This window comes from Pollutimonas subterranea, assembly GCF_002849655.1.
Lineage (GTDB): Bacteria > Pseudomonadota > Gammaproteobacteria > Burkholderiales > Burkholderiaceae_B > Pollutimonas > Pollutimonas subterranea.
On the sequence record NZ_PDNW01000010.1, the window covers coordinates 65,535 to 85,988 of the forward strand.

At 57.2% G+C, this 20,454-nt stretch carries 14 protein-coding genes and 1 pseudogene; 6 read left to right on the forward strand and 9 right to left on the reverse strand.

Going from position 1 to position 20,454, the window contains the following annotated elements:
• Nucleotides 1-250: 250 nt before the first annotated feature.
• The 7 genes and pseudogenes from CR159_RS21880 to CR159_RS12765 form a co-directional block, all read right to left on the reverse strand.
• Nucleotides 251-436: pseudogene (locus CR159_RS21880) on the reverse strand (integrase); the annotation flags it as partial.
• Nucleotides 437-490: 54 nt separating this feature from the next.
• Nucleotides 491-3,625, reverse strand: coding sequence for a DEAD/DEAH box helicase (locus CR159_RS12740; RefSeq protein ID WP_102074338.1), 3,135 nt, complete (start codon nucleotides 3,623-3,625; stop codon nucleotides 491-493).
• On the reverse strand, nucleotides 3,622-4,521 hold the full coding sequence (locus CR159_RS12745; RefSeq protein WP_102074339.1) for a Hachiman antiphage defense system protein HamA: 900 nt from the start codon (nucleotides 4,519-4,521) through the stop codon (nucleotides 3,622-3,624). Before CR159_RS12745 ends, CR159_RS12740 begins: the two co-directional genes overlap by 4 nt.
• A 175-nt stretch (nucleotides 4,522-4,696) precedes the next feature.
• A complete protein-coding gene (locus CR159_RS12750) occupies nucleotides 4,697-4,933 on the reverse strand; it encodes a GIY-YIG nuclease family protein (protein WP_102074340.1) in 237 nt (78 codons plus the stop codon).
• Between the two features lie 87 nt (nucleotides 4,934-5,020).
• Entirely contained in the window at nucleotides 5,021-6,208 is a 1,188-nt protein-coding gene (locus CR159_RS21885) for a restriction endonuclease (RefSeq protein WP_102074341.1), read from the reverse strand.
• A 245-nt stretch (nucleotides 6,209-6,453) separates the two neighbouring features.
• Complete coding sequence (locus CR159_RS12760; protein WP_102074342.1) at nucleotides 6,454-6,735, reverse strand: hypothetical protein; 282 nt, start codon at nucleotides 6,733-6,735, stop codon at nucleotides 6,454-6,456.
• Between the two features lie 203 nt (nucleotides 6,736-6,938).
• The gene (locus tag CR159_RS12765) at nucleotides 6,939-7,931 is read right to left on the reverse strand and encodes an AraC-like ligand-binding domain-containing protein (protein ID WP_102074343.1); all 993 of its coding nucleotides are present in this window, start codon (nucleotides 7,929-7,931) and stop codon (nucleotides 6,939-6,941) included.
• Nucleotides 7,932-8,124: 193 nt separating this feature from the next.
• On the opposite strand from CR159_RS12765, the gene CR159_RS12770 reads away from it, so the two are divergent.
• Nucleotides 8,125-15,063 (forward strand): autotransporter outer membrane beta-barrel domain-containing protein, encoded by a 6,939-nt coding sequence (locus CR159_RS12770; protein ID WP_143705462.1) that lies wholly within the window; start codon nucleotides 8,125-8,127, stop codon nucleotides 15,061-15,063.
• A gap of 87 nt (nucleotides 15,064-15,150) precedes the next feature.
• Here the strand turns inward: CR159_RS12770 and CR159_RS12775 are convergent, their stop codons facing one another.
• Together CR159_RS12775 and CR159_RS21590 are read right to left on the reverse strand one after the other, a co-directional pair.
• On the reverse strand, nucleotides 15,151-15,819 hold the full coding sequence (locus CR159_RS12775; protein ID WP_102074345.1) for a 7-cyano-7-deazaguanine/7-aminomethyl-7-deazaguanine transporter: 669 nt from the start codon (nucleotides 15,817-15,819) through the stop codon (nucleotides 15,151-15,153).
• A 100-nt stretch (nucleotides 15,820-15,919) separates the two neighbouring features.
• On the reverse strand, nucleotides 15,920-16,078 hold the full coding sequence (locus CR159_RS21590; RefSeq protein ID WP_158238542.1) for a hypothetical protein: 159 nt from the start codon (nucleotides 16,076-16,078) through the stop codon (nucleotides 15,920-15,922).
• Between the two features lie 263 nt (nucleotides 16,079-16,341).
• Here CR159_RS21590 and CR159_RS12780 point away from each other — a divergent pair, with 263 nt between their 5' ends.
• The 5 genes from CR159_RS12780 (at nucleotide 16,342) to CR159_RS12800 (ending at nucleotide 20,453) form a co-directional block, all read left to right on the forward strand.
• Complete coding sequence (locus CR159_RS12780) at nucleotides 16,342-17,193, forward strand: alpha/beta fold hydrolase (RefSeq protein WP_233208302.1); 852 nt, start codon at nucleotides 16,342-16,344, stop codon at nucleotides 17,191-17,193.
• A gap of 144 nt (nucleotides 17,194-17,337) precedes the next feature.
• The gene (locus CR159_RS12785; RefSeq protein ID WP_102074346.1) at nucleotides 17,338-17,619 is read left to right on the forward strand and encodes a hypothetical protein; all 282 of its coding nucleotides are present in this window, start codon (nucleotides 17,338-17,340) and stop codon (nucleotides 17,617-17,619) included.
• Between the two features lie 5 nt (nucleotides 17,620-17,624).
• Nucleotides 17,625-18,944: a hypothetical protein gene (locus CR159_RS12790; RefSeq protein ID WP_199173316.1), complete on the forward strand. Its 1,320-nt coding sequence runs from the start codon at nucleotides 17,625-17,627 to the stop codon at nucleotides 18,942-18,944.
• Nucleotides 18,945-19,021: 77 nt separating this feature from the next.
• A complete protein-coding gene (locus CR159_RS12795; protein WP_102074348.1) occupies nucleotides 19,022-19,756 on the forward strand; it encodes a hypothetical protein in 735 nt (244 codons plus the stop codon).
• The gene (locus tag CR159_RS12800; protein WP_102074349.1) at nucleotides 19,749-20,453 is read left to right on the forward strand and encodes a hypothetical protein; all 705 of its coding nucleotides are present in this window, start codon (nucleotides 19,749-19,751) and stop codon (nucleotides 20,451-20,453) included. Before CR159_RS12795 ends, CR159_RS12800 begins: the two co-directional genes overlap by 8 nt.
• Nucleotide 20,454: the final 1 nt, after the last annotated feature.

Here is a 20,454-nt window from a genome sequence, read left to right on the forward strand (position 1 = left end):
TCGGTATGCTGTTTCAGGCTTGATTTGACGGGCTGGAAGCGACCCAAAGCGGAAGTTTGACCTAGCAAAGACATACGACTGCTTCGCTGCGGGTTGCCGCCGCTCAATTCTTGCGTGCATGTCGGATTTCTGGTCCAACAGGAGTCATTTAAAGGAGTTCGCGCGGCGTTGCCGAAAGATACTGGGTACACCGCAGTCGATCGCTCGGTTACCCGGGCCTTGCACGCGGATTCAACCCTCAGCCCACTTTTTAAATCTCGGTCTGCTCAGGAATCTCAAGTGCGTCATCAAACTCGATGCCGAAGTAGCGCACCGTCGACTCCAGCTTGTTATGCCCAAGTACCTGCTAGACAGCACGGAATTTCTTGGTACGCTGGTAAATCAGTGCCGCCTTCGCTCGCAGCATTGAGTGGTTACCATAGTCGGTGCGATCCAGGCTACCCGCCGGTCAATAGTCCCCAATGACGTATGCCATGGGTTCTCTCGGGATCTATTCCACGAACTGCGCGAAGTATGCAGGGGTTGTTGACACCACTTGGCGAACGGCCTCAAGATGCGAGTCCTTCGCTGAGTCGAAATAGTCCCCTTCAAATCCATCCGCTCTTAGAGCATCCCGCATGGTTTGAGCAAGGAACCTGTCGGCGAACCCGGCTTCAAATGCGCTCATGGAAAGGCTATCAGGTAGCCCGTTCTTCAAGCTCTTTTGGAAGGATGCAATTGAAGCAGCGTTGGGGGTATAAAAATCATCTGGCGCAAACAGAAACTGAACCAAGGCAGCCATAATGAGTGCGCAGTCGAACGCTAAAGCGTTTTCAAGAAAATTGAGCACATCGTCGTCACTCACCTTCATGAAGCGCTCACCAGCCTTCTTTTTTACCTTAAGTTCTCCTGCCTGCTTAAAAATGGCACCGTACCCGACTCCTCTAATCCAAGAAAGAGCTAGTTCTTTTCCCGCAGATGCGGGCTGGACTGCGCGGAAAAACTTATCGTCACACAACTCTCCGAAAAGAGGCCAGACAGCAGCCAACCATTCTTCGTTACTGCTTAGCCCGTAAAGAGCTTCTCGGTTCTCGAGTCCCCACTCCTCAACGCGCTTCGCTTGCTCAACTCCAAGCAGAGTCTTTCCAAAAGATGCCTGTTTAGCGGGCGAACTCTCCAGGAGCTGCACTTGCTGAGCTACCAAGCCAAAAAGATCCTGCACTTTGATGGCCTCTTCAGGCGTAGCCAACGAATATGCGAGTGTCCTTTGGGCCAGCTCTCCCGCGAGCTGCACGAAGGCCTCGTCACTCAGCGCTTGACGGTTAGCCATCAAGTAGCTTTCGAGCGCATGAATCATTCTCTTGCGCTCGCTCAAGTCCCCAAGCAAAGTCTTGGCCAACGCCTTCTTTTTTGCTTCGTCGAGTTTCGGCGCTTGCGCCGCCAGACCATTCGACCAATCAATCCAGCTTGGCTCGTCGGCTATTAAATTGAGTAATTCGGAAGCTGAGAATCTCCACTCCAGCGTCCTTGACAAAGAGAACGGCGAAAGAAGAAGCAAAAGGGAACTAGTCACCCCCTCAGCCTGATTAGGCGAAAGCAAGTCCACGGCATTGTCAAACTTCCAGCCGTTACCTCCGCCATGACGCTCATCATAAATACTGGAGTCGGCGAAAATCACGACCCCCTCCGTGTGCAGTCCAGCGCGTCCCGCCCGACCAATGAGGTTCTGAAAATCCCTGACCTTCACCCGGCCTGCCCCTTGGTTTACCCCCTGAACAATTAAATACCGAATCGGGAGATTAACTCCTTGCGCAAGTGTTGAAGTACATGCAATGAAATTGATGAGCCCCTTTTGCATCGCATGCTCAAGCGCCAGACGTATACCGTGAGGTGTGTTGCTATGATGCGTATACACGCCCAGGTTAGCGGCCTTAGTCTGGAGTGAGTCCACCCCAAAGTTGCCGCCCATTAATTTACATAGCGCAAGAACCTCATTTGCATTCGCATGCGCTTCGGGCCACTCAACGGAATACCCCGCCTCTTCAATTTGAACGGCCCGTTTAGCTATTCCGTTCGCAATTACTTTGGTTCCGCAGAAGACCGCCACAGCACCTTTCCCAGCTACGCGCAGCCCAAGATAGAGCGAAACATCGGTAGACTTCCCTCTCTTCGGAAAATCTCTATCGACCGGCTTTAATCCACCGAGAGTCGTGGCCTTGATCAGCTTCGGGACGAAGTAATCCCGTTTCGCGTAACCATTCTCATAAAACATCAACTGGCCGAGAGATTCCGCCCAACTTGCGAATGCCACCGACCGACTAGTCGGCAAAAGCGTTGCGCCGTCAATCACTTGCCCTCTTTCCTGCCCCATCAACCAAGTAGCGATAGCTTGAGGGTTCTTCATGACGGCTGAGATCAGCACTGTCTGGGCTGCGCTGGGCAAGAGCGATTTGATTTCCGTTAGAAGCAACTCATAGGTAATTCCCCGAGTGCCTGTATCGAACTGATGCCCTTCATCGTAGATAACCAAGCCGATATGTTTAAGTGCCTCGGGTGACTGACGCAAGACATAGAGAAACTTCTCTGGAGTCAGCACAAGAACATATGAGGTTTCCGGCGGCGCACCTCCCAGAAGCTCCGCCACTTGGTCAAGAAAGTCGATTTGCAAAGCATCGGAGAGTTCATTGACCTTTATATCGGAACCTGCCAGGTCTTGGCGTAGGGAAATGGCAATCTCGTGGCAGAGCGCCCGGAATGGCGCTACAACTACCGCCAATTTTGTTCGCTTCGCCATAAATGCGCTGCGCAGAATTATTTCTATGGAGCGAGTTTTTCCTGCGCTGGTGGGCATCTGGATCAAACCAGAATCACCTTTAAATAATCCCCTATGCCCCAGAAGGAGTTGTGACGGCCAAAGCTCTTTCGGAAATGTGCCCTTTCGTATCACAGGACTCCATTGTTCGGCCGAAATCCCTGTGAACTCCGGAAGCCTCTTCCATGCCGACGCAGCAACTCGCATACGGCAAACAGCAAGGGCAATATCCGCGTAAAGCAATTCCTCTGGACTGCCAACCTTGTACACAAGATCGCGTAACTCCTTCAATTGTTCGCTGAGTGCTTCCGTTGCCGCTCCAAATACGAAATGCGACGACACGGCACGGCCTATCTCTAACAGCCTTCTACCGTAACGGTCGTTCTCCAAGAGGTAGTACTCGGACCAGTCTGCCCGGAGCAACCACTGAAGAAGCGTTTCGACCTCGTTGTCATTCCCTAAACTTTGAACTCTGCGCGCAAGAACCAAGCTACTACCGGGGCGCCTAGCGATATAATATGCTGCGGACGCCAATAGCAAAGTCGGCCTATCCAGCTCTGGGGCAAACCTTGAGTCGAGGACGGCATCAAAGAAGCTCGCGCAAAAATTCAGTTCCGCCTGAGGCTCCGGCGGGAGAGGGGCCAGAGGAAAATCACTGTCTGCCAGTTGGGCTGCTACGTCGCCGAGCGTTCCGATTGCCAGGAGGAAGAGTTGAAGAGGGTCCGTGCCAAGCGGAACTCGTATGTGCTGGTCCTCTTCCAAGCCAAATTCATACATTTTCCCCTTTGATCGCGTAATCCCGAAAACGCGGCGACTGTCGAAGCCCGCTCTCATTTGCAGCCTCTTTCGTACAGTTCGTGGACGAGCGCCATAACAAGGCCAGCACGAACCACCATAAGTCCAAGGCTGGCCTGATTTGAGTGTCCGCTGGCTATCGTTTCGGAGAGTTTGGCTGTGTCGTAAGCGCCGTGCGACAGCACCGCAACCGCCCCAGAATAATAGCTATAGGGGTTATCAACAATATTCTGAAACCTTGAAATCTTGGCAACCTCGGCAGCTTTGCCTGCCCGGGCCAGTCTGCGTTTCGTAGCATTCAGCGTAAATCCCTGTCGAAGGTACAAGTCCTTCGACCCGTCATCTACAGCGCTTTGCAGCTGCGCGTTGTATTTCTTTCCGGAAAGCGAGGCTTTGACCTCAAAGGCAATCAGTGCGTCTTTCTGAGTTGGTTTCGAGGAATCCTGAACAAAGAATCCCAAGACATCCACACCCTTCACAGACTCATCCTTACTCGCCTTATCCGAATACTTCCCTCTAGGAACCCAATAACCGAGAATATATTCAAGATAGTCAGAGATGAGAAATTCCGCGAAGTCCCCGGAACGAACAGATGGGCCGGGGGAAATTGACTTGTGTGGGAAGACGTGGCTGTTGAGATACTCTTCAACGGTCATCCCAGTTCCGTCCATAAGAATCGGCAACTCTTCGTCAGAGCAGTACTGCTGACGAAAATTCAAAGCCCACGCATCAAGAACGGCCTCATCGGTTGGAACATCAAATTCCCACACATCAATGAAACTTCCCTCCTTTGTGGTTAGCCCAGTTGTGCTCTTCTTCAGACCGAGCAAATAGTCTGGCATCATGAAAACATCCCTCCCGAGCTCCTTTCCCAGGGCGACGTCATTCCAGCCGAGGGTCATCACCAAGTCCATATTTTCGCTCACTGGAGTCATATAAGACTCACATTGGCGCGAATTCGATTCTGCTCGAAGTGTATCGCGTAGCCTACCTGCGTTCGTACATCAACCGCTGGCCAGCCGAAACTCGGTGGCTGCTATCAGCTCGCAACTGACTGTCAAGTAATGGGAATGAGCGGCTGCTCCTGGCCGCAAGCAGAAGTTCACCGAATTACTGCTTGCGGCCCAATGCCATCATTGAGGCTTGAAAGGTTTTCATTGAACGCTCAAGTTGAGCCATGCCACTGTGCCCAGCGGCATGAATCTCCGCAATCCTTTTGCCCTTGCGGGTGCTGTCCACCTTAAGCGTATGCTCCCACGCCCGAACTCCTGTTCCTTTGCCGACGTAGAACGGTACAGCAGGTGTTGTACGAGGATCCTTCAGTGCGTATATGTAGTAAGGATTCATAATTGATACGTTTGGGGTGGCCGGCCGTCGGAGCGGCGAAGCCGCAGAGGAAGACAACAGCGTAATCGAACGAGTAAACACGACGACCTACCACGCCATCGTTTCTTCGTCCTCCTCTTCCGATTCAGCCTGGAAGACCTCAATCAGCTTCTGATTGTAATCATCCAGATAGGCCTGCAAGCCTTCACGATCGATGAGGCGGACACCAGCCGTGGAAGCAAGCTCCTTGGCTGATTTTGTGTAGTAGGAATTGGTTACGACCATGGCTTCATCACAACCGTAGAACGCCTTGGCCGAGATCGCTTGTTGAACGGCAGTATTGCCGACGGAGCCAGTGTAATTTTTTGCTTGGATCACCATGTTCTTTCCGAAGCGACTGACAAACAAATCGGCACCCTGGTCAGCCGTCTTCTTCGTTTCTTTTACGTCGAAACCGATGGTTTGGAAAATTTCCACCAAGAAGGCTTCGAACTGGAACCCGTCCATTGCGTCCACCAGATACATCGTGATGAACCGGTTCGGGTTGAAGTGCTCAAGCTGGCTCCCCAGACGCTCAACGAGAATGTCGAAGTAGACACGCTCGCAATGATTCAGCCCTGATCGGAAGGCAGGCAAGGAAATCAGAGGAATATTGACCGTTGCGTTGGCCTGAGCGTTGAATTGAATATCCGGGTACGAGATATCGTTTTCCCAGAGGTAATAATAAAACAGAGCAAGATCGGATCTGAACGTCGTTCCAGCCTCGTCGATCCATGATCGAAGAGTATCACTCAGGTCAGCTTGTATGTGACGGCTAAGCTCTCTGGAGAAACCAAGGTAAGTTGAGTTGAACGAAGTCGTCAGAAGCAGCTTATCCAGCAGTGAAGGCAAGCCTTCAAGTTCATCGAACCCCTTGCGAATTAGCACCTCCCTGAAGAGCTCACGTTCAGTATATTCCCCTTCTGGTCTAGGACCTGGCACACCGACGTCGTTGATCATAGACGTGGTTTCTCGGGTGGTATGGATGAAATTCGTGAAATAGGGTTGCTTAAGCTGCGCGTATTTTCTCAGTACATTGTTGAGTAAATCGTTCAACTGTGCCTGCTCTTTTTTCTTGCCCAAAAAATCTTTGATGAGTCCTTTGGACTGATACTGAAAGTCAGGGTAGAAAGAGGGATCGAGTGGGGTCAACTGCTGAGTTAACAATGGAGCAGACGGTGATGTTTGGAAGCTGTTGCACCAAGGGCAGACCGTCTCAAAAGTTGTTCTGTTGCATCCGTTGCATTGGTAAATCATGTCTATCCATCATGAGCTGAAGACTGTATTGAGGCGCAAGACTTTACGATCCGATCATTGGCCGATCCGGATCGGACCCCATGAAAAAGTCTCTGCATTGATTGAAGACAGTAGCCTATTGTTACCTTTCCGTCTACAGAGATCTTCCCCCCAAGGGAAGTGTATTGGGTGCGGCCCCTTATGATGACCGCTCATGGCCGGGTGCAGCCTTTGCAATTTGACGTTAACCCATCAAATTGGGTATTTCAGATCGAATGGACGGCTAAACGCCACGACTTGGACTCTGGCACGCGCGCAACCTTGCCATTTGCTGCGAGCTCTTGAAGCAGAGCAGCTATCCAGTACTGCTGGCTGGAAGAAGTAGCCTTCGGATAATCACCCCAGCCAAATCCACACTCCCGAAAGATCTCGGCTTGCTTCATTCCTTCAGCAGCAGCTTGGCACTTAGGATGATCTTGCATGAAGTCGAGCACAAGCTGCTTCGCTTGCACTCTCATCGCATCACCCCGATTTTTGAATTCGACCATATGTATGTCTCCGAAGGCTCAAGGTTAGTGTGATATTAAGGCTTTATAGAGGCACAAGCGTACCTTGACCGCGCCAAGCAGGCCTTCTTGATCACCGTGAACACATATCCGCCTGACAAGTTCAAGTTCACGTTCTGGATGCATAGGGCAAAGGCAGTAACGCTGTAGTCGACATACGTTGATGGCTGTCCCTGGCTACAACCCTACTTGCCGCGCGTTTGTTGCGGCGTTTCGCCGAAAGCCTGGTGGTAGGCCCGCGAAAACTCGCCCAGGTGGGTGAAGCCGAAGCGTGCCGCGGTTTCGCTGACCTTGCGCGCATCGCCGGCCAGCGATAAGGCTTGCCGGACCGCTTGCAGGCGCTGAATGCGCAGCCATTGCAACGGCGATTGCGCGCATTCGTCTTTGAACAACGCTTGCAGGCGCCTGACTGACAGGCCGCAATGGCTGGCGATCATGGCAACCGGCAGATGTTCGCCAAGATGTTCGAGCATATAGGCTTGTGCGCGCCGGATGGCCTGAGGCGCGGAAGGTGGTGGCGCCGGCCACAAGTGCGCCGCCATGTTGTGCGGTTGGTGCAGCAGCAGGGTGGTGGCGACCAGCATCTCGGTTTGAGCCAGCAGGGCTGCGCGGGCGGTGTCCTGGTCCTGACCGAGACCCGAGCATCGCACCACCCATTGCAGCATGGGCAGCAGCGCTTGCCAGCCCGCCGTATTCATGGGAATGACCGCATCGAAGCAGATGTCGGGCGCGTGTTCTTGTGCTGTCAGGCGGCACCAGGCGTCGGCGATGGCTGACCGGTCCAGGCGCAGCAGCACCTGTTCATAGTCGTCGCTGGCCCTGAAGTGAAACCGTCTGTCCGGACTGATGAGGACGGCCCCTTGCGGTGACACCTCGATGCTGCGCCCATCGAAATGAAACAGCGCCTGCCCCTGGGTGGGCAGCACCAGTAGGTAATAGCCATCCAGGCAGTCGGGATCGACGCTGACGTCCGCCCCGTACCCGTACCGCAGCTTCAGCAGCGACAAATTGCCGCAGGGCAGCAAATCCAGTCGGTTGTGGGTGATCTTCCCGCGCAGTACCTGGAATCGGGCCGAATTGAGTGCCTGGCAGATCAGGGGATGCGCCTCGTCAAAGTCGGCGGTATTCACGATTTGATGCTGCTCGAACGGTACATGGGCGAATAGCGAGGCGATCATCTGATTCCACTTGTGCTGGGCGTACACATGTTACTGGACGGCTAACTAAAAACGGCGTTTTTCCGATAGTCAATAGCGTAAAACCGATAGACGGCCTAGGACGTTTGGCCGACCATACCACATGCGCATGATCCGCCCATTCTGGGTGTTCGAGACCGCGGCCAAAATCCCTTTACATTGGAAAAAATTCACGATGCACAAACACGAACAACGTCGTATTGACCAGCGGGCCTCGTCCGTGTATTCCGTTCGTAATGCCCTGATTCTACGGCCTTTAAACCGCGCCTTGGGATACAGCGGCCATTTGCTTTTGTGCATATCCGGTTCGCTATTGCCGCTGGCGGCCGCCCATGCAAACCTGGGCTACGACTGCAGCGAGAAGGCGGGCATAGTAACGTGCAGCTTGTCGGCAGACTCGCCGTTGTGGGGGTCACTCACGTTAAGTAATCCTTCTGAGGAACAACAAATAACAAATACTGCCAGTTTCAATATTGGCGGCAACGATGTGGGGATCCAGACGATCTACCCAGGTAGCTCCGAAACAATGGTCTTCGGCGGAGAGCCATTAAGTGGCATCATGGTGGTGAGCCAAGGATCCAGCGGCCGTGACGATAGCGATTATCTGGATGGCATGGATGCTCTAGGGGCCATGCTCACTACGAACGGTTCGATCAACCTTTCACTTGCAGATGCGACACCATCCGGTATGGTGGTTGGGGTGGGTGTGAGCAGCGTGGGTGGTGATGGTTTCGATCAGCCAACCCACAACAATAACGGCGGGAGCGGCGGAAACGGAGCTTCTACGACCCTTTTTAATTCGTCTGCTGTAACTATTACCGGCGGTACCCTGAACTCCGGTGTGGTGGGGGCATTGGTGGAAAGCCGTGGCGGCAAAGGAGGCAGGGACACGTCAGGCGATCTGAATGACAATTACAGCGGAAACGGTGGCAACACCCAGAACATCGAAATGGACAACTACGCTGATGTCAAACTGGGAAGCGCGTCAACTAATTTGCAAGGTGGCACCCGGGCGTGGGGTGTCGCGGCTCTAGCCGTTGGCGGAGATAGCAGTTACCATGCAAGCGGCGAAAGACCTATGGGCGAAGGGGGAACCGCCGCCGATGTAACCTTCTTAAGCACTGGTAATGTCGACGTATTCCTTACAAGCAAAACGGATGTGCCTGACGGCGTAGTAGGCCTGCTTGCCAGAAGTATTGGCGGCCAGGGCGGCGAAACGACCTGGACAAACGACGACGGCGGAAATGGCGGTGACTCTGGGGTTGTATCGTTGACCGCAGGCCTTACGGATTTAAGTGCAGTCACGAGTATCAATGTCGGTGTAGATCAAGCAGTGTCCGGCACAAGCGCGGGGATATTGGCCCAGTCCATCGGCGGAAACGGTGGCAATCAAGACTCAAATGGCGGCTATGGCGGTAATGGCGGCAACGCCGGTTCGATTACCACAGACCTTTACTGGGTCGACCTTACCGCTACGGGCGACAAGGTCGCTGGTGTTACGGCGTACTCCTTTGGGGGCAACGGCGGTAGCGACAGCGAGAGTAGCTATCGCGCCAATGGTGGCAATGGCGGCACGTCTGGCACAGTGACCGTTACGCTTCACTCCAAGGGTAGCCAAGACGGTCAACAGACCAGCATATCCACCAGTGGTATCGAAGCCATTGGCGTGTCAGCCCAAAGTATCGGTGGCTACGGCGGTTCCGCTGTCAAACAAGCGGGGGTGGGGCAGAACGGAGGAATAGCCCAGATCACTGCTGATGCAAACAGCGTTGTGTCTACGCAGGGCACCAATTCCATGGGTATGCTTGCGCAATCCATCGGTGGTGGTGGCGGTACGGGCGAAGACTTTACAAGCAGCTTGCCTGGAGGTAGTGGAAAAGGCGGCAATGGCGGCAATGGCGCCAATGCCACCATTAACTCCTCTGGAACCGTCACGACCCAGGGACAATATGCCCATGGCATGGTGGCGCAGTCCATTGGCGGGAGCGGTGGTGCAGGCGCAGTCGCAGACTCTATTGTGTCGCTGGGCGGCGCAGGTGGAGCAGGTGGCTCAGGTCGAGCTGTAACCATCAGTGGAACGTCGAAGGTGTCGACCAGTGGTGATTCTGCCATTGGCGTCATCGCGCAGTCGATTGGCGGTGGGGGTGGTACAGCGGGCTCGGCATCCGGCTTGTTTTCGGTGGGCGGATCTGTCAACAACTCGGGAAGCAACGACGCAGACACGGTAACCGTTACCATCGGCAGTGTTGATACAACGGGGGATGGCTCAATCGGCATACTGGCCCAGTCTGTCGGGGGCAGTGGTGGCAGTGGCGGCTCAGGGGCGGGTATCACGGCAGTCGGAGGCTCAGGCGAGTCTGGCGGTTCCGGCGGCGCGGTCACCGTCGACCCGGGCACCAACATAACGACTCTGGGCGATTATGCGCTGGGCGTCGTCGCACAATCCATTGGTGGGGGTGGTGGCAACGGGGGTCACTCGCTGGCCATTTCCACCGCGATACCCGCCGTGTCGATCGGGGGCAGTGCGGCAAGCGCCAGTTCCGGCAGTAAGGTCACCATCCAAAACTCGCTTGCTGGCAAAGTAAGCACGTCGGGTAATGGCTCGATCGGCATACTCGCTCAATCGATTGGCGGCGGGGGCGGCAATGGGGGGGCTGCAAAGCTTGATTCCGTACAGTCCCCTGCGGCCGTAGCCATTGGTGGCACCGCAGGCGGGGGCGGTAACGGAAGTGAGGTCGACATAAACCTCACCAACCTCAATCTGGCGACCTCAGGAATTGCAGCGGGCGGCATCATCGCGCAGTCCATCGGCGGCGGAGGTGGTAATGGCGGCGCGGCACAGGGCTTCAGCGCCAATATTGGCTTCAGCCTGGGCGTCGCCGTGGGCGGCTCCGGCGGAGCCGGCGGCGCGGGCAGCGAGGTAGCGCTTAATCTGGACGGGGTAACGATCAGTACGGCCGGCGTCGGAACGAATGGCAGCAACGGTGCGTCCAATGGCACCTCGGTCGAACGCTCGGACTCTTATGGCATTGTCGCGCAGTCAATCGGTGGGGGCGGCGGCAACGGCGGTAGCGCATCTGCCAAGAGCATAGTCGTACCCGTACCGGTCTCTGAAGATGCGAGCTTTGCGATCTCCGCCGATGTCGCCGTCGGCGGCGCAGGCGGGTCTGGCAGCACGGGCGGAGCGGTCAACGTACAACTGCTCGACTCCACCGCTATTTACACCGGCGGCCAAGGCTCGCACGCGGTGATCGCGCAATCCATTGGCGGGGGCGGTGGCAATGGCGGCGCATCCAACGCCATGAGTACCGACGTCTCCATTCCTTCCCAAAGCGTCAGCCTCAACATCAACGTAGCGGTAGGCGGCAAGGGCGGAACGGGCGGAACGGGCGGCGGCGTCACGCTGGGCATGGACTCGGCCGCCAGCATCACAACCTTCGATGACCTCTCCAATGGTGTGCTGGCTCAATCGATAGGCGGAGGTGGCGGTAACGCCGGCGCAGGAAGCAGCGGGTCGGGTGGCGTCTCGCAAGGAAAGTCCTATACCGTCCTGGTAGGGGTAGGCGGCTCGGCAGGCACCGGCAATAAAGGTGGCGCTATCACGGCCACCACGAAGTCCGGGTCTGCCATCACGACCTACGGATCGGGATCCCGCGGGATGGTGCTGCACTCCGTTGGCGGCGGCGGCGGCGCGGCGCAAGGCACCACCGTCGACGTTGGTCTGCCGCTTTCCAAAGGCGGTGGAGGCGGCGGCGAGGAAGAGGACGAACCCGCGCAAGGCGCCACCACACTCAATGCGTCGGTGGGTGTTTCCGTAGGCGCAACCGGAGGCTCTGGCGGGGACGGGGGAACCGTGACACTGACATCCGGCACGACGATCACGACGGCCGGGGGCGATGCCGACGGTGTCCTGATTCAAAGTATCGGCGGAGGTGGCGGCCTTGGCGGCAACGCCGGGGCGGATGCATCTGGGGGCCCCACGACCTATTCTGTGCCGGCCGTGCCAAGTGATGATCCACCAAGTAACGATCCACCAAGTAACGATCCACCAAGTAACGATCCCGAGGACACCGACTTGGGCAGCTATTCGCTTTCAGTCGGTGTGGGTGGCACCGGTGGCGCGTCCGGCGCGGGCGGTGCAGTCACTGTGAACTACTCCGGTCTGATTACGACACATGGCGATTTTGCCGATGGCATGGTCGTGCAATCCATCGGGGCCGGCGGCGGGGCCGGCGGAGCCGCCACCGCCAAGAATGCCAAGGGCAGTTCTTCCGCGAACATCTCGGTGGGCGGCAGCGGTGGCGCTGGCGGCAATGGCGGCGACATTACGTTGAACATGTTTGCTGGCCCTGATACTTCTGATAAGTTCATCTTTACTAATGGTGATGTCAGCTACGGCCTGCTGGCGCAGTCCATCGGCGGCGGCGGCGGCCAGGGTGGGGTGGCCTCAGATATCGTGACGCAGCAGTCTAAAAAAGATGCAGACCTGGTCGTCGGCCTTGGCATCGGCGGTGGTGGCGGTAACGCAGGCGGCGGCGGCGAAATCTACTTGAACGCCCCGAACAGCATCGTGACGGCCCGCACCTACGGACGCGACTCGCACGGGATCGTACTGCAGTCCATCGGCGGTGGTGGCGGCGTTGCGGCCGCTAACGGGCTTTCCTTGGGTGCCACCGGAATCGGTTCGCTACTGCGGCTACAACTCGGCGGCGGCGGTGCGACAGGAAACAGCATGGGCGGTGACATCGACGTTAATTCCGTCGTGAGAGTCCAGACTACTGGGGATCATGCCTTCGGGTTGGTGGCACAGTCGATTGGCGGCGGCGGCGGTATCGTGTCCGCCGGTCCGGGTGCGAATATCCAGTCCGTCAACATAGCGGCGCCGGTTGTTGGTGGTTCCCTGCAAAGTGGCGACCTCAATATCGAGCTTGCCCCGGGAAGCGACATTGACACCTCGGGCCGTGGCGCGCACGGCATCGTGCTCCAGTCAATTGCAGGTGGCGGTGGTATAGGCGGCGATACCGCCAACGGCCCCTTGAAGACAGGCTGGGCCGATGGCAACGCCAATAACTCGCCGAGCTGGAATAGTGGCGATATCACGCTGACGTTGAACGACGGTGTCGCGACTTCAGGCGCCGGCGCCCATGGCATCATTGCACAGTCGCTTGCAGCGGCTGGTGGACTGGGCGGCAATAGCCAAGGAAGCTTTGCAGGCGCATTGGGGCAATCCAAGGGCGGCCAGTCAGGCAGCATCACCATGAAACTGAACTCTGGCGTGTCAGTCTCTGGTGACAATTCCTTTGCTGTTTTCGCCCAGACCTACGACGGCTCCGCCACGCCTGCACCCGTGGATATTACTGTGTCCAGCCAGGTATCAGGCCAATCCGGGCTGAATGCGACGGGTGGCGGCATCTGGATAGACAGTCCAGCGACCAGTAGCGTGACTGTCACGGCCAACGGCGTTCTTACGGGATCTTCAGCTGTTTTACAGACGGGAACCGGCAAGACCAACGTCACCAACTCAGGCGGTCAGATCTACGGCAACCTCATTTTGGGCGGGGGTTCCACTTCCGGTAACGTCGGTTCGGACGGAGGCAATGCCGCTGCAATGGGTACCCTGTCCAACGACGGTACCTTTGCCAACGCCAACTTGGTGCAAGGCCATGTCGTCAACCAGGGCCGTGTGCTAATAGGCAAGACCGACGGCAGCGACACCCTGCGCGTGACCGGCGACTTCACTCAAGGCAGCCAAGGCGTGCTACAGGTAGCGACTGACTTCGTCGCGAAAACCACCGATCTTCTCGCAGTGGATGGGCATGCCAGGCTGGATGGCAACGTCAAGGTAGTCGCCAACTCGCTGATGCCCAACCGGGAGCTCACCTTCTTGCAGGCGGGAACCCTTACGCATGGCGCGGCCGTGCGAGGCGAGTCCGAGCTGTTCACGTATCGAACCCGCCAAGCGGACAATTCGCTTGCCGTGACGGTTGATGCCGCAAGGTTCAACGAGACATCCACATCGTATGGCGTTGGAAGCAATCTCCATGCTCTTGGGCAACATCTGCAAGACATCTGGGACCGGGGCAGCAACGAAGAACTCGGCACCATGTACGCCGCTCTGAACCGGTCCGCCGGCCAGGGCAGCGTAAGTTATGCCAACGCGCTGAATGATCTCTCGCCCGGTGTACTGGCTGCACCCGCAGCGCTCAAGCAAGCCGACATGATGTCATTCTCAAACTCGCTGATGAGCTGCCCCAGCTATATTGGCACAGGCACCCAGATGGGCGAACGTGATTGCGTCTGGGGACGTATCTCTGGCAACACAACGCAAATGGACGGCAGCGGCGGCACGTCCGGGCTGAAATCCGAAGGTGTTTCGTATCAGATCGGCGCACAACGCAGCATCGCGCCAAACTGGTTCGTTGGTGTGGCCGGCGCTTATGAGAATAAGACCATGCGATCCGATGACCGGCGTCAGCGCGTAGAGGGAGACACCGGCTACCTGGGCGTTTCCCTCAAGCACGAGAGCGGTCCGTGGACCTTCTCCGGTGCCTTGACCGGCAGTTATGGATCGTTCGACAACACCCGCAGCGCAGCATTGATGGGCGCACAGGCCAAGAGCGATTCGCACGTCACCGCCATTGCTCAACGCCTGCGTGCTGCCTACACCCACGCCATGCCCCGCTCCTACATCAAGCCGTTCGTCGATCTGGACGTGATTCATACACGCATGCCCTCGTTTGAAGAACGAGGCGCCGGCGCACTGAATCTGCATGTGGAAGGCGTCAGCAAGTGGTCGGCAATCGTCTCACCCGGCGTGGAAGTGGGCGGACGTTTCGAACTGGACAATGGCTACACCGTTCGTCCTTATGCCAGCGTCGGGGTATCGTTCTCCAGCACCGGCAAGTGGGATACTCGAGCCCGCTTCGCGAGCGCGCCCGCCGGTACAGATCCCTTCAACTCCACGCTCGATACCGGGCGAGTCTTTGGCCAGGTATCGGGAGGTGTTCAAGTGCTAGGCAAGAAAGGCATGGACGTCAGGCTTCAATACGACGGCCTGCTGTCCAATAAAGTCCGTAGCCATTCGGGGTCGTTGAAGGCAAGCTGGAAGTTCTAACTTGCAATGGGGTACAAGCGCGGCGTTTCGGCCGCGATGAACTTACCCCATTCGCGACGATCTTCGGATAGTCGCGAATGGGGGGCGTCACGCCCCGGCCAATGCGGCATCGCGTCGTTTCATGCTCCGGACGATAGCGTTCAGGGCAACACCGTACATGGGCACGAACAGCAGCAAGCTCACGGCCAGTTTGATGACGTAGTCCACCATGGCGATTTCTGCCCAGTGTGCGGCCATGAAAGGGTTGCTGCTGCGCCAGAAGGCAACACCGAAGAACACGGCTGTGTCCAGCGCCTGGCCCACCACGGCCGCCGCTGCGGGTGCTACCCACCACTGTATATAGCTGCGGCGCATGCGGTCGAACACTTGCACGTCCAGTAGCTGACCCAGCACGTAGGCGGCGAAACTGGCGAAGGCGATGCGGAACACGAAGCTGTTGAATTCGCTCAGTGTGTTGATGCCATTGAAGCTGCCTTCATGGAACAGTACCGACACGATGTAGGAGGCGATCAAGGCCGGTATCATGGCGCGCGCTATTACGCTACGTGCCTGGGTCTTGCCGATCAGTCGCACGGTCAAGTCGGTGGCCAGGAAAATAAAAGGGAAGCTGAAGGCGCCCCAGGTGCTGTGAAAGCCAAACAGGTCGATGGGCAGCTGCACCAGGTAGTTGCTGGCAATGATGATAAGGACGTGGAACGCTACCAGCAAGGCGAGGTAGAGCGATACCCGCGATTGCGGGACATATGTCGGGGTCATGATGAGCCTTTTTAGTGAATGGGGTTAGGGAACCCATGGACGAATGCGAGGACGGATTGTACGACGAGTTAGCTGGCGATGGAAATACCTCAGTCGGCTCTTACGGGGTGGCTGGTCGAAAGCGAGCCATATCGAACGTAGTGGCATCTACGCCGAATGCGTGTATGGATTCAGGAATGGCTTCGTGGCACAGCAAGGCGGCTGCCATCTGCGATACAGCCTGAATACCATCTGAGTCGGCATGATCGGTGCATGCCATCCCGAGTCGTGGGCATTCGTGCATACACGAGTATGATTCTTTCGATGATATCGTCTTGGTGTTGGCCTATGGCAGCACCAAGAGGCGGCAGCGCGTTTTCGCACCGGGAGAGAAGCATATGCTCAACGATACAACTCCGAAAGAGTAGAAAAGGAACAATTCGATGACAGCTGGCACACGACTTCCAGGCACCCCTGACCCTATGCATATTTGGCGAGGCGCAGGCGGTATCCGCATCGCGGGCGACGCTTGGGGAGATCCCGATGGCCCCTTGGTGGTGTTGCAACACGGCGGGGGGGCAAACCCGCCATGCCTGGGGAGGCACCGGTGAATTGCTCGGCGCAGCAGGATATTATGCTGTTGCGTTCGATGCGCGCGGCCATGGCGATTCGGATTGGGCGAGCGACGGATTGTATGGACAAGACGTGATGGTGCGCGACCTGGAATGCGTTATCGAAGCCCTGGGCAAGCGTCGCCCGGTTTTGGTAGGCGCCTCCATGGGCGGCGGCACTAGCCTGGTGGCCGTTGGTGAAGGCCATGTTGACGCCACTGCCTTGATCATGGTGGATATCGCACCGCGCATCGAGCCAGAGGGCGTCGACAAGATACAGGCCTTCATGGCGCAAAAGCCCGAGGGTTTCGATTCGCTGGAAGAGGTTGCTCAGGCCATCAGCAACTATCAGCCTCAACGTGCGCGTCCTAAAAATCTCGATGGCCTCGTGAAGAACGTGCGTCTGGGCGCCGACGGCAAATACCACTGGCACTGGGATCCCCGTATTCGTGTCGGCAAGCGGGATCTGGAACGGCGCCAGCAGCGCCTGGAGGCATGCGCACGGCGGCTTGCCTTGCCGAGCTTGCTGGTGCGCGGCGGCCTGTCCGATGTGCTTAGCGAAGAAGGAGCCGAGCAGTTTCTGGCGCTTTGCCCTCACTGTGAATACATCAATGTAACCAACGCCGGCCATATGGTGGCGGGGGACCGCAACGACATTTTCGGCACCTCGGTGATCGCATTTCTGGGGCGTACGGTGCCGGTAGGTGGCGAGCCGGTTCACCCCGCACATCTTGCGGGCACGCATGGTACCGACGCAGGCGAAGATATTAACGACGTACCGTAATCCTATCCGCGTTGGCAATGGTAGCGCAGGAGAGGCGTACCGTACGCAGATGCACTGACGCCGGCCAGCCAGCGCTTTATTTGCCCAATTCGGCATTCCCGAATTGTTTGCGAACCGGCCTGCGCGCACACTGAAATCCTGGAAATGTGTCAGGAGAGCACCGTGCAGAAACGACAACGCAGGCAAGCTGGTCAAGGCATGACCGAATACATCATTGTGGTCGCGCTGGTCGCCGTGGCCGCCATCGCGGTGTATCAATTATTCGGCCAGGTCGTTCGTTCGCAAACGGCAGCCATGGCCAAGGAGCTTGCCGGAGAAGACGGTTCCGAGCAATCGCGCATGGCGCAAACGGCCGCTGAAGCGGCTGCCGCACAAACGGCTGCCAAGACCTTGAAGTCGTTTACCGGTAATGCGGGGACCCAATGAAATCAATGGGCATATCCTCATCGGCTGCTGCGCAGCAAGGACAAGCCTTGGTGCTGGGTATGGTGCTCGCGGGGGTGGCCATCGTAGTGTTCGTCCGGTATTTCGCCACCGGTCAAGTGGTGGCTGCCAAGGCACGGCAGTTGCACGCGCTCGACGCCGCAGCCTATAGCGGGGCGTTGACGCAGGCACGTGGCATGAATTTCATGGCCTATATCAACCGCGCGCAGGTTGGGCACCAACTTGCCATGGCGCACTTGGTAACCCTAGGGTCATGGGCATCGCTGGGTGGAACCGAGGCGCGTCAGTTGGCCAGCGGCAATCCACCGGCTTACCTTATTTCGATGATGTTCGGCGGGGATCATGGGGCGGCTTACCTCGCTGCAAGAAAAGCCGTCGGTTTCGACGCGCGTGCCGGTTCGCACGGGGAATTGGCACGCGCCTATGCCGATCACGATGAAGTCGTTCGAACGGTGCTTACCACGGTACAGGACGACGTTGCGAACAGTCTGCCGCAAGCGCGTGCGACCGCCATGCAATCCGTTCTGGCCCGCAATTATCCCGACTTTCCTGTTGATCGTGGCTTTGACCTTACTGTCGATCACGATAACTGGCCTGGCTACGTGCAACAGTATTCCGGTCGGCAGCGGCTTCATTCATTCGTTGAAGATGTAGCGCGGGTATATCGTTTCCTGTCGCCGCGTGACCATACCGCGTCAAATCCATGGTCCGTCGATGTCCGGTGCCCACACCTAAGACATGAGCTACGTCGGCGCGGTCGCACGGAGCTCGACGCTTCCGGACGTTGGCAGTCCATCGATACACAGTCCTACCATGCCTTGCGGTCCAACAAATGGATAGGCTGCTACTACCGCGAATACGCGATGGGGTGGGGCTGGATACCCAGCGCGGCACTTCCAGTCATGACCGACACTCATGTGGGCGACGCGCCGGCCGACTTTTCGTCTCAGGACTTCTGGCGCTGGGTAAAGGAAGCCACCGACTGGGACATCGTATCCGGCAGCGATAACCCACTAGCCAACTCCAGGGCGTCGGCGAATCGGCAACGTTGGGCGGGTGGCGGCCTGCCTGATTACATTGACGTTAGCCGGCAAGGCGTCGATGTGGCTTTGCTGTTTGGTATAACGCTTCGTCATCCGGGTCCTCAGGGTTTGACGATTACAACACAGAGCGCCGCCGAGACATTTTTTGATAGGCCTCATGCCCGCCCGGACGGCAGGCACGAGTATGCCAACTTGTTTCATCCCTATTGGCAGGCCCGGCTTGCAGCGCATGCCGCTACTCAAATCAGCGACACAACGCCATGATGCGGTTCTTAACTTCCGGGCCTGGATGTCCGTCGACGACATCGTCTCAATGGCAAAGGTCAGTGGGGCATAGGCCTGTGGCCCAACAGGGGCAGGCGTTGGTAGAAGGTCTGATCGTTCTGCTGGTATTGCTGTCTTTGTGGGTCGGTGTGGCTTGGCTGGGACGTCTGCAGGACATGGCGCTCCAGGCGACGCATGCGAGCAGATACGTGGCTTTTGCGTTAAGCCGTGATCCCGGTGCCCATATGGAAGCGGATATGCGGCGACATTACTTTTCGGGTCCCGCCCATCAGTGGTCTGATCGTCGTGGCGACCGCCTGCTGAGTCCGAAACTCGATGAGGTTGCGTTGCATATAGAACGCCAGACTGTGCTTGCTGCGCCGGCGCAGGCGGGAAGAACATCTGGCAATGCGGGCATCTTGCGCCGGCAGTGGCATATTGAAGACACCGGCATATTGGCCAGCACTATTACCGTTGCGCCTCGATCCAGACCAGTTCGGGCGGTGGAACCCACCTCTGTCACCGGCCTGAGTTACTTCGATCACCAGCAACTCGCTTTGCGGCGTCATACGGCCATTCTGACCGGCGCGGGTCATGCATCCAGCGACACTGCGGCTCAACAGGTGGTGGCGGATTCCGCCCTTGCATGGAGCCAAAGCGCCAGTGCATCGTATGCGCTGGGTGCAAATATAGCTGGCGCCATGTCGGCGGTGGATGCGGCGTGGAATCGCCCGGAACCGAACTTCGATTGGCTGGCGCCTTGGGCCGGTCAGGTGCCCGATACACATCTGGGGAGCTTGGTACATGAATAGAATCGGCCTGCGTTGTGTTTTCGCGATCAAGTGCATGAGTCTTGTCGTTCTGTCCGGTCAGGCTTGCGCAACGCCGCTGGTCGCTACGGGTCACGAAGTGGAAGCGCGTCTTGCCACGCTGGCCGTCAAACAATTCCAATGGGAGCGCTACCAGGCAATGCAATTGTCCGGGATGCCGTCCTATGTAAAGTCCTTTGCGTCGGATCTGCCTGCTGTTGAATCCGCCCGAACGTTGGCTGCGCATACCGATATCTTCCAGCGTGTTCTAACGCTGAAAAATAAAATCGTATTGTCGGGATTGCAACCCGGGTGGCACTGGCTCGCTGAAATCGAGCCGGCTCCACCAGGATCCCGCGGCTACGTGTCGGCACTGCATGTCGAAGCAGCTGGTTCGAACACGGCGGACACGGGCATAGTCGGCTCGTTCCGATGGTTGCCTCCCAGTGCCACAAGAAAGTTCAGTCTGAAATCGGATGCAAAGCCCCATACCGTAACCCAACAGGTATACAGCATTGCGCTTGATCCTGATGAGCTTTTCGCCTATGTGGAACGTGGCTTGCGCGGGGAAGGGTGGGCCAGCGAACCGGCTCTTACAGCGCGTGGCTCCAGTGCCTGGCGCCGAGGGGATGCGCGGCTGATGCTGTTTCCGCAAGCCAGCATGGCAGGAACTTCGCTATTCGTTCACTACGTTGAATAAG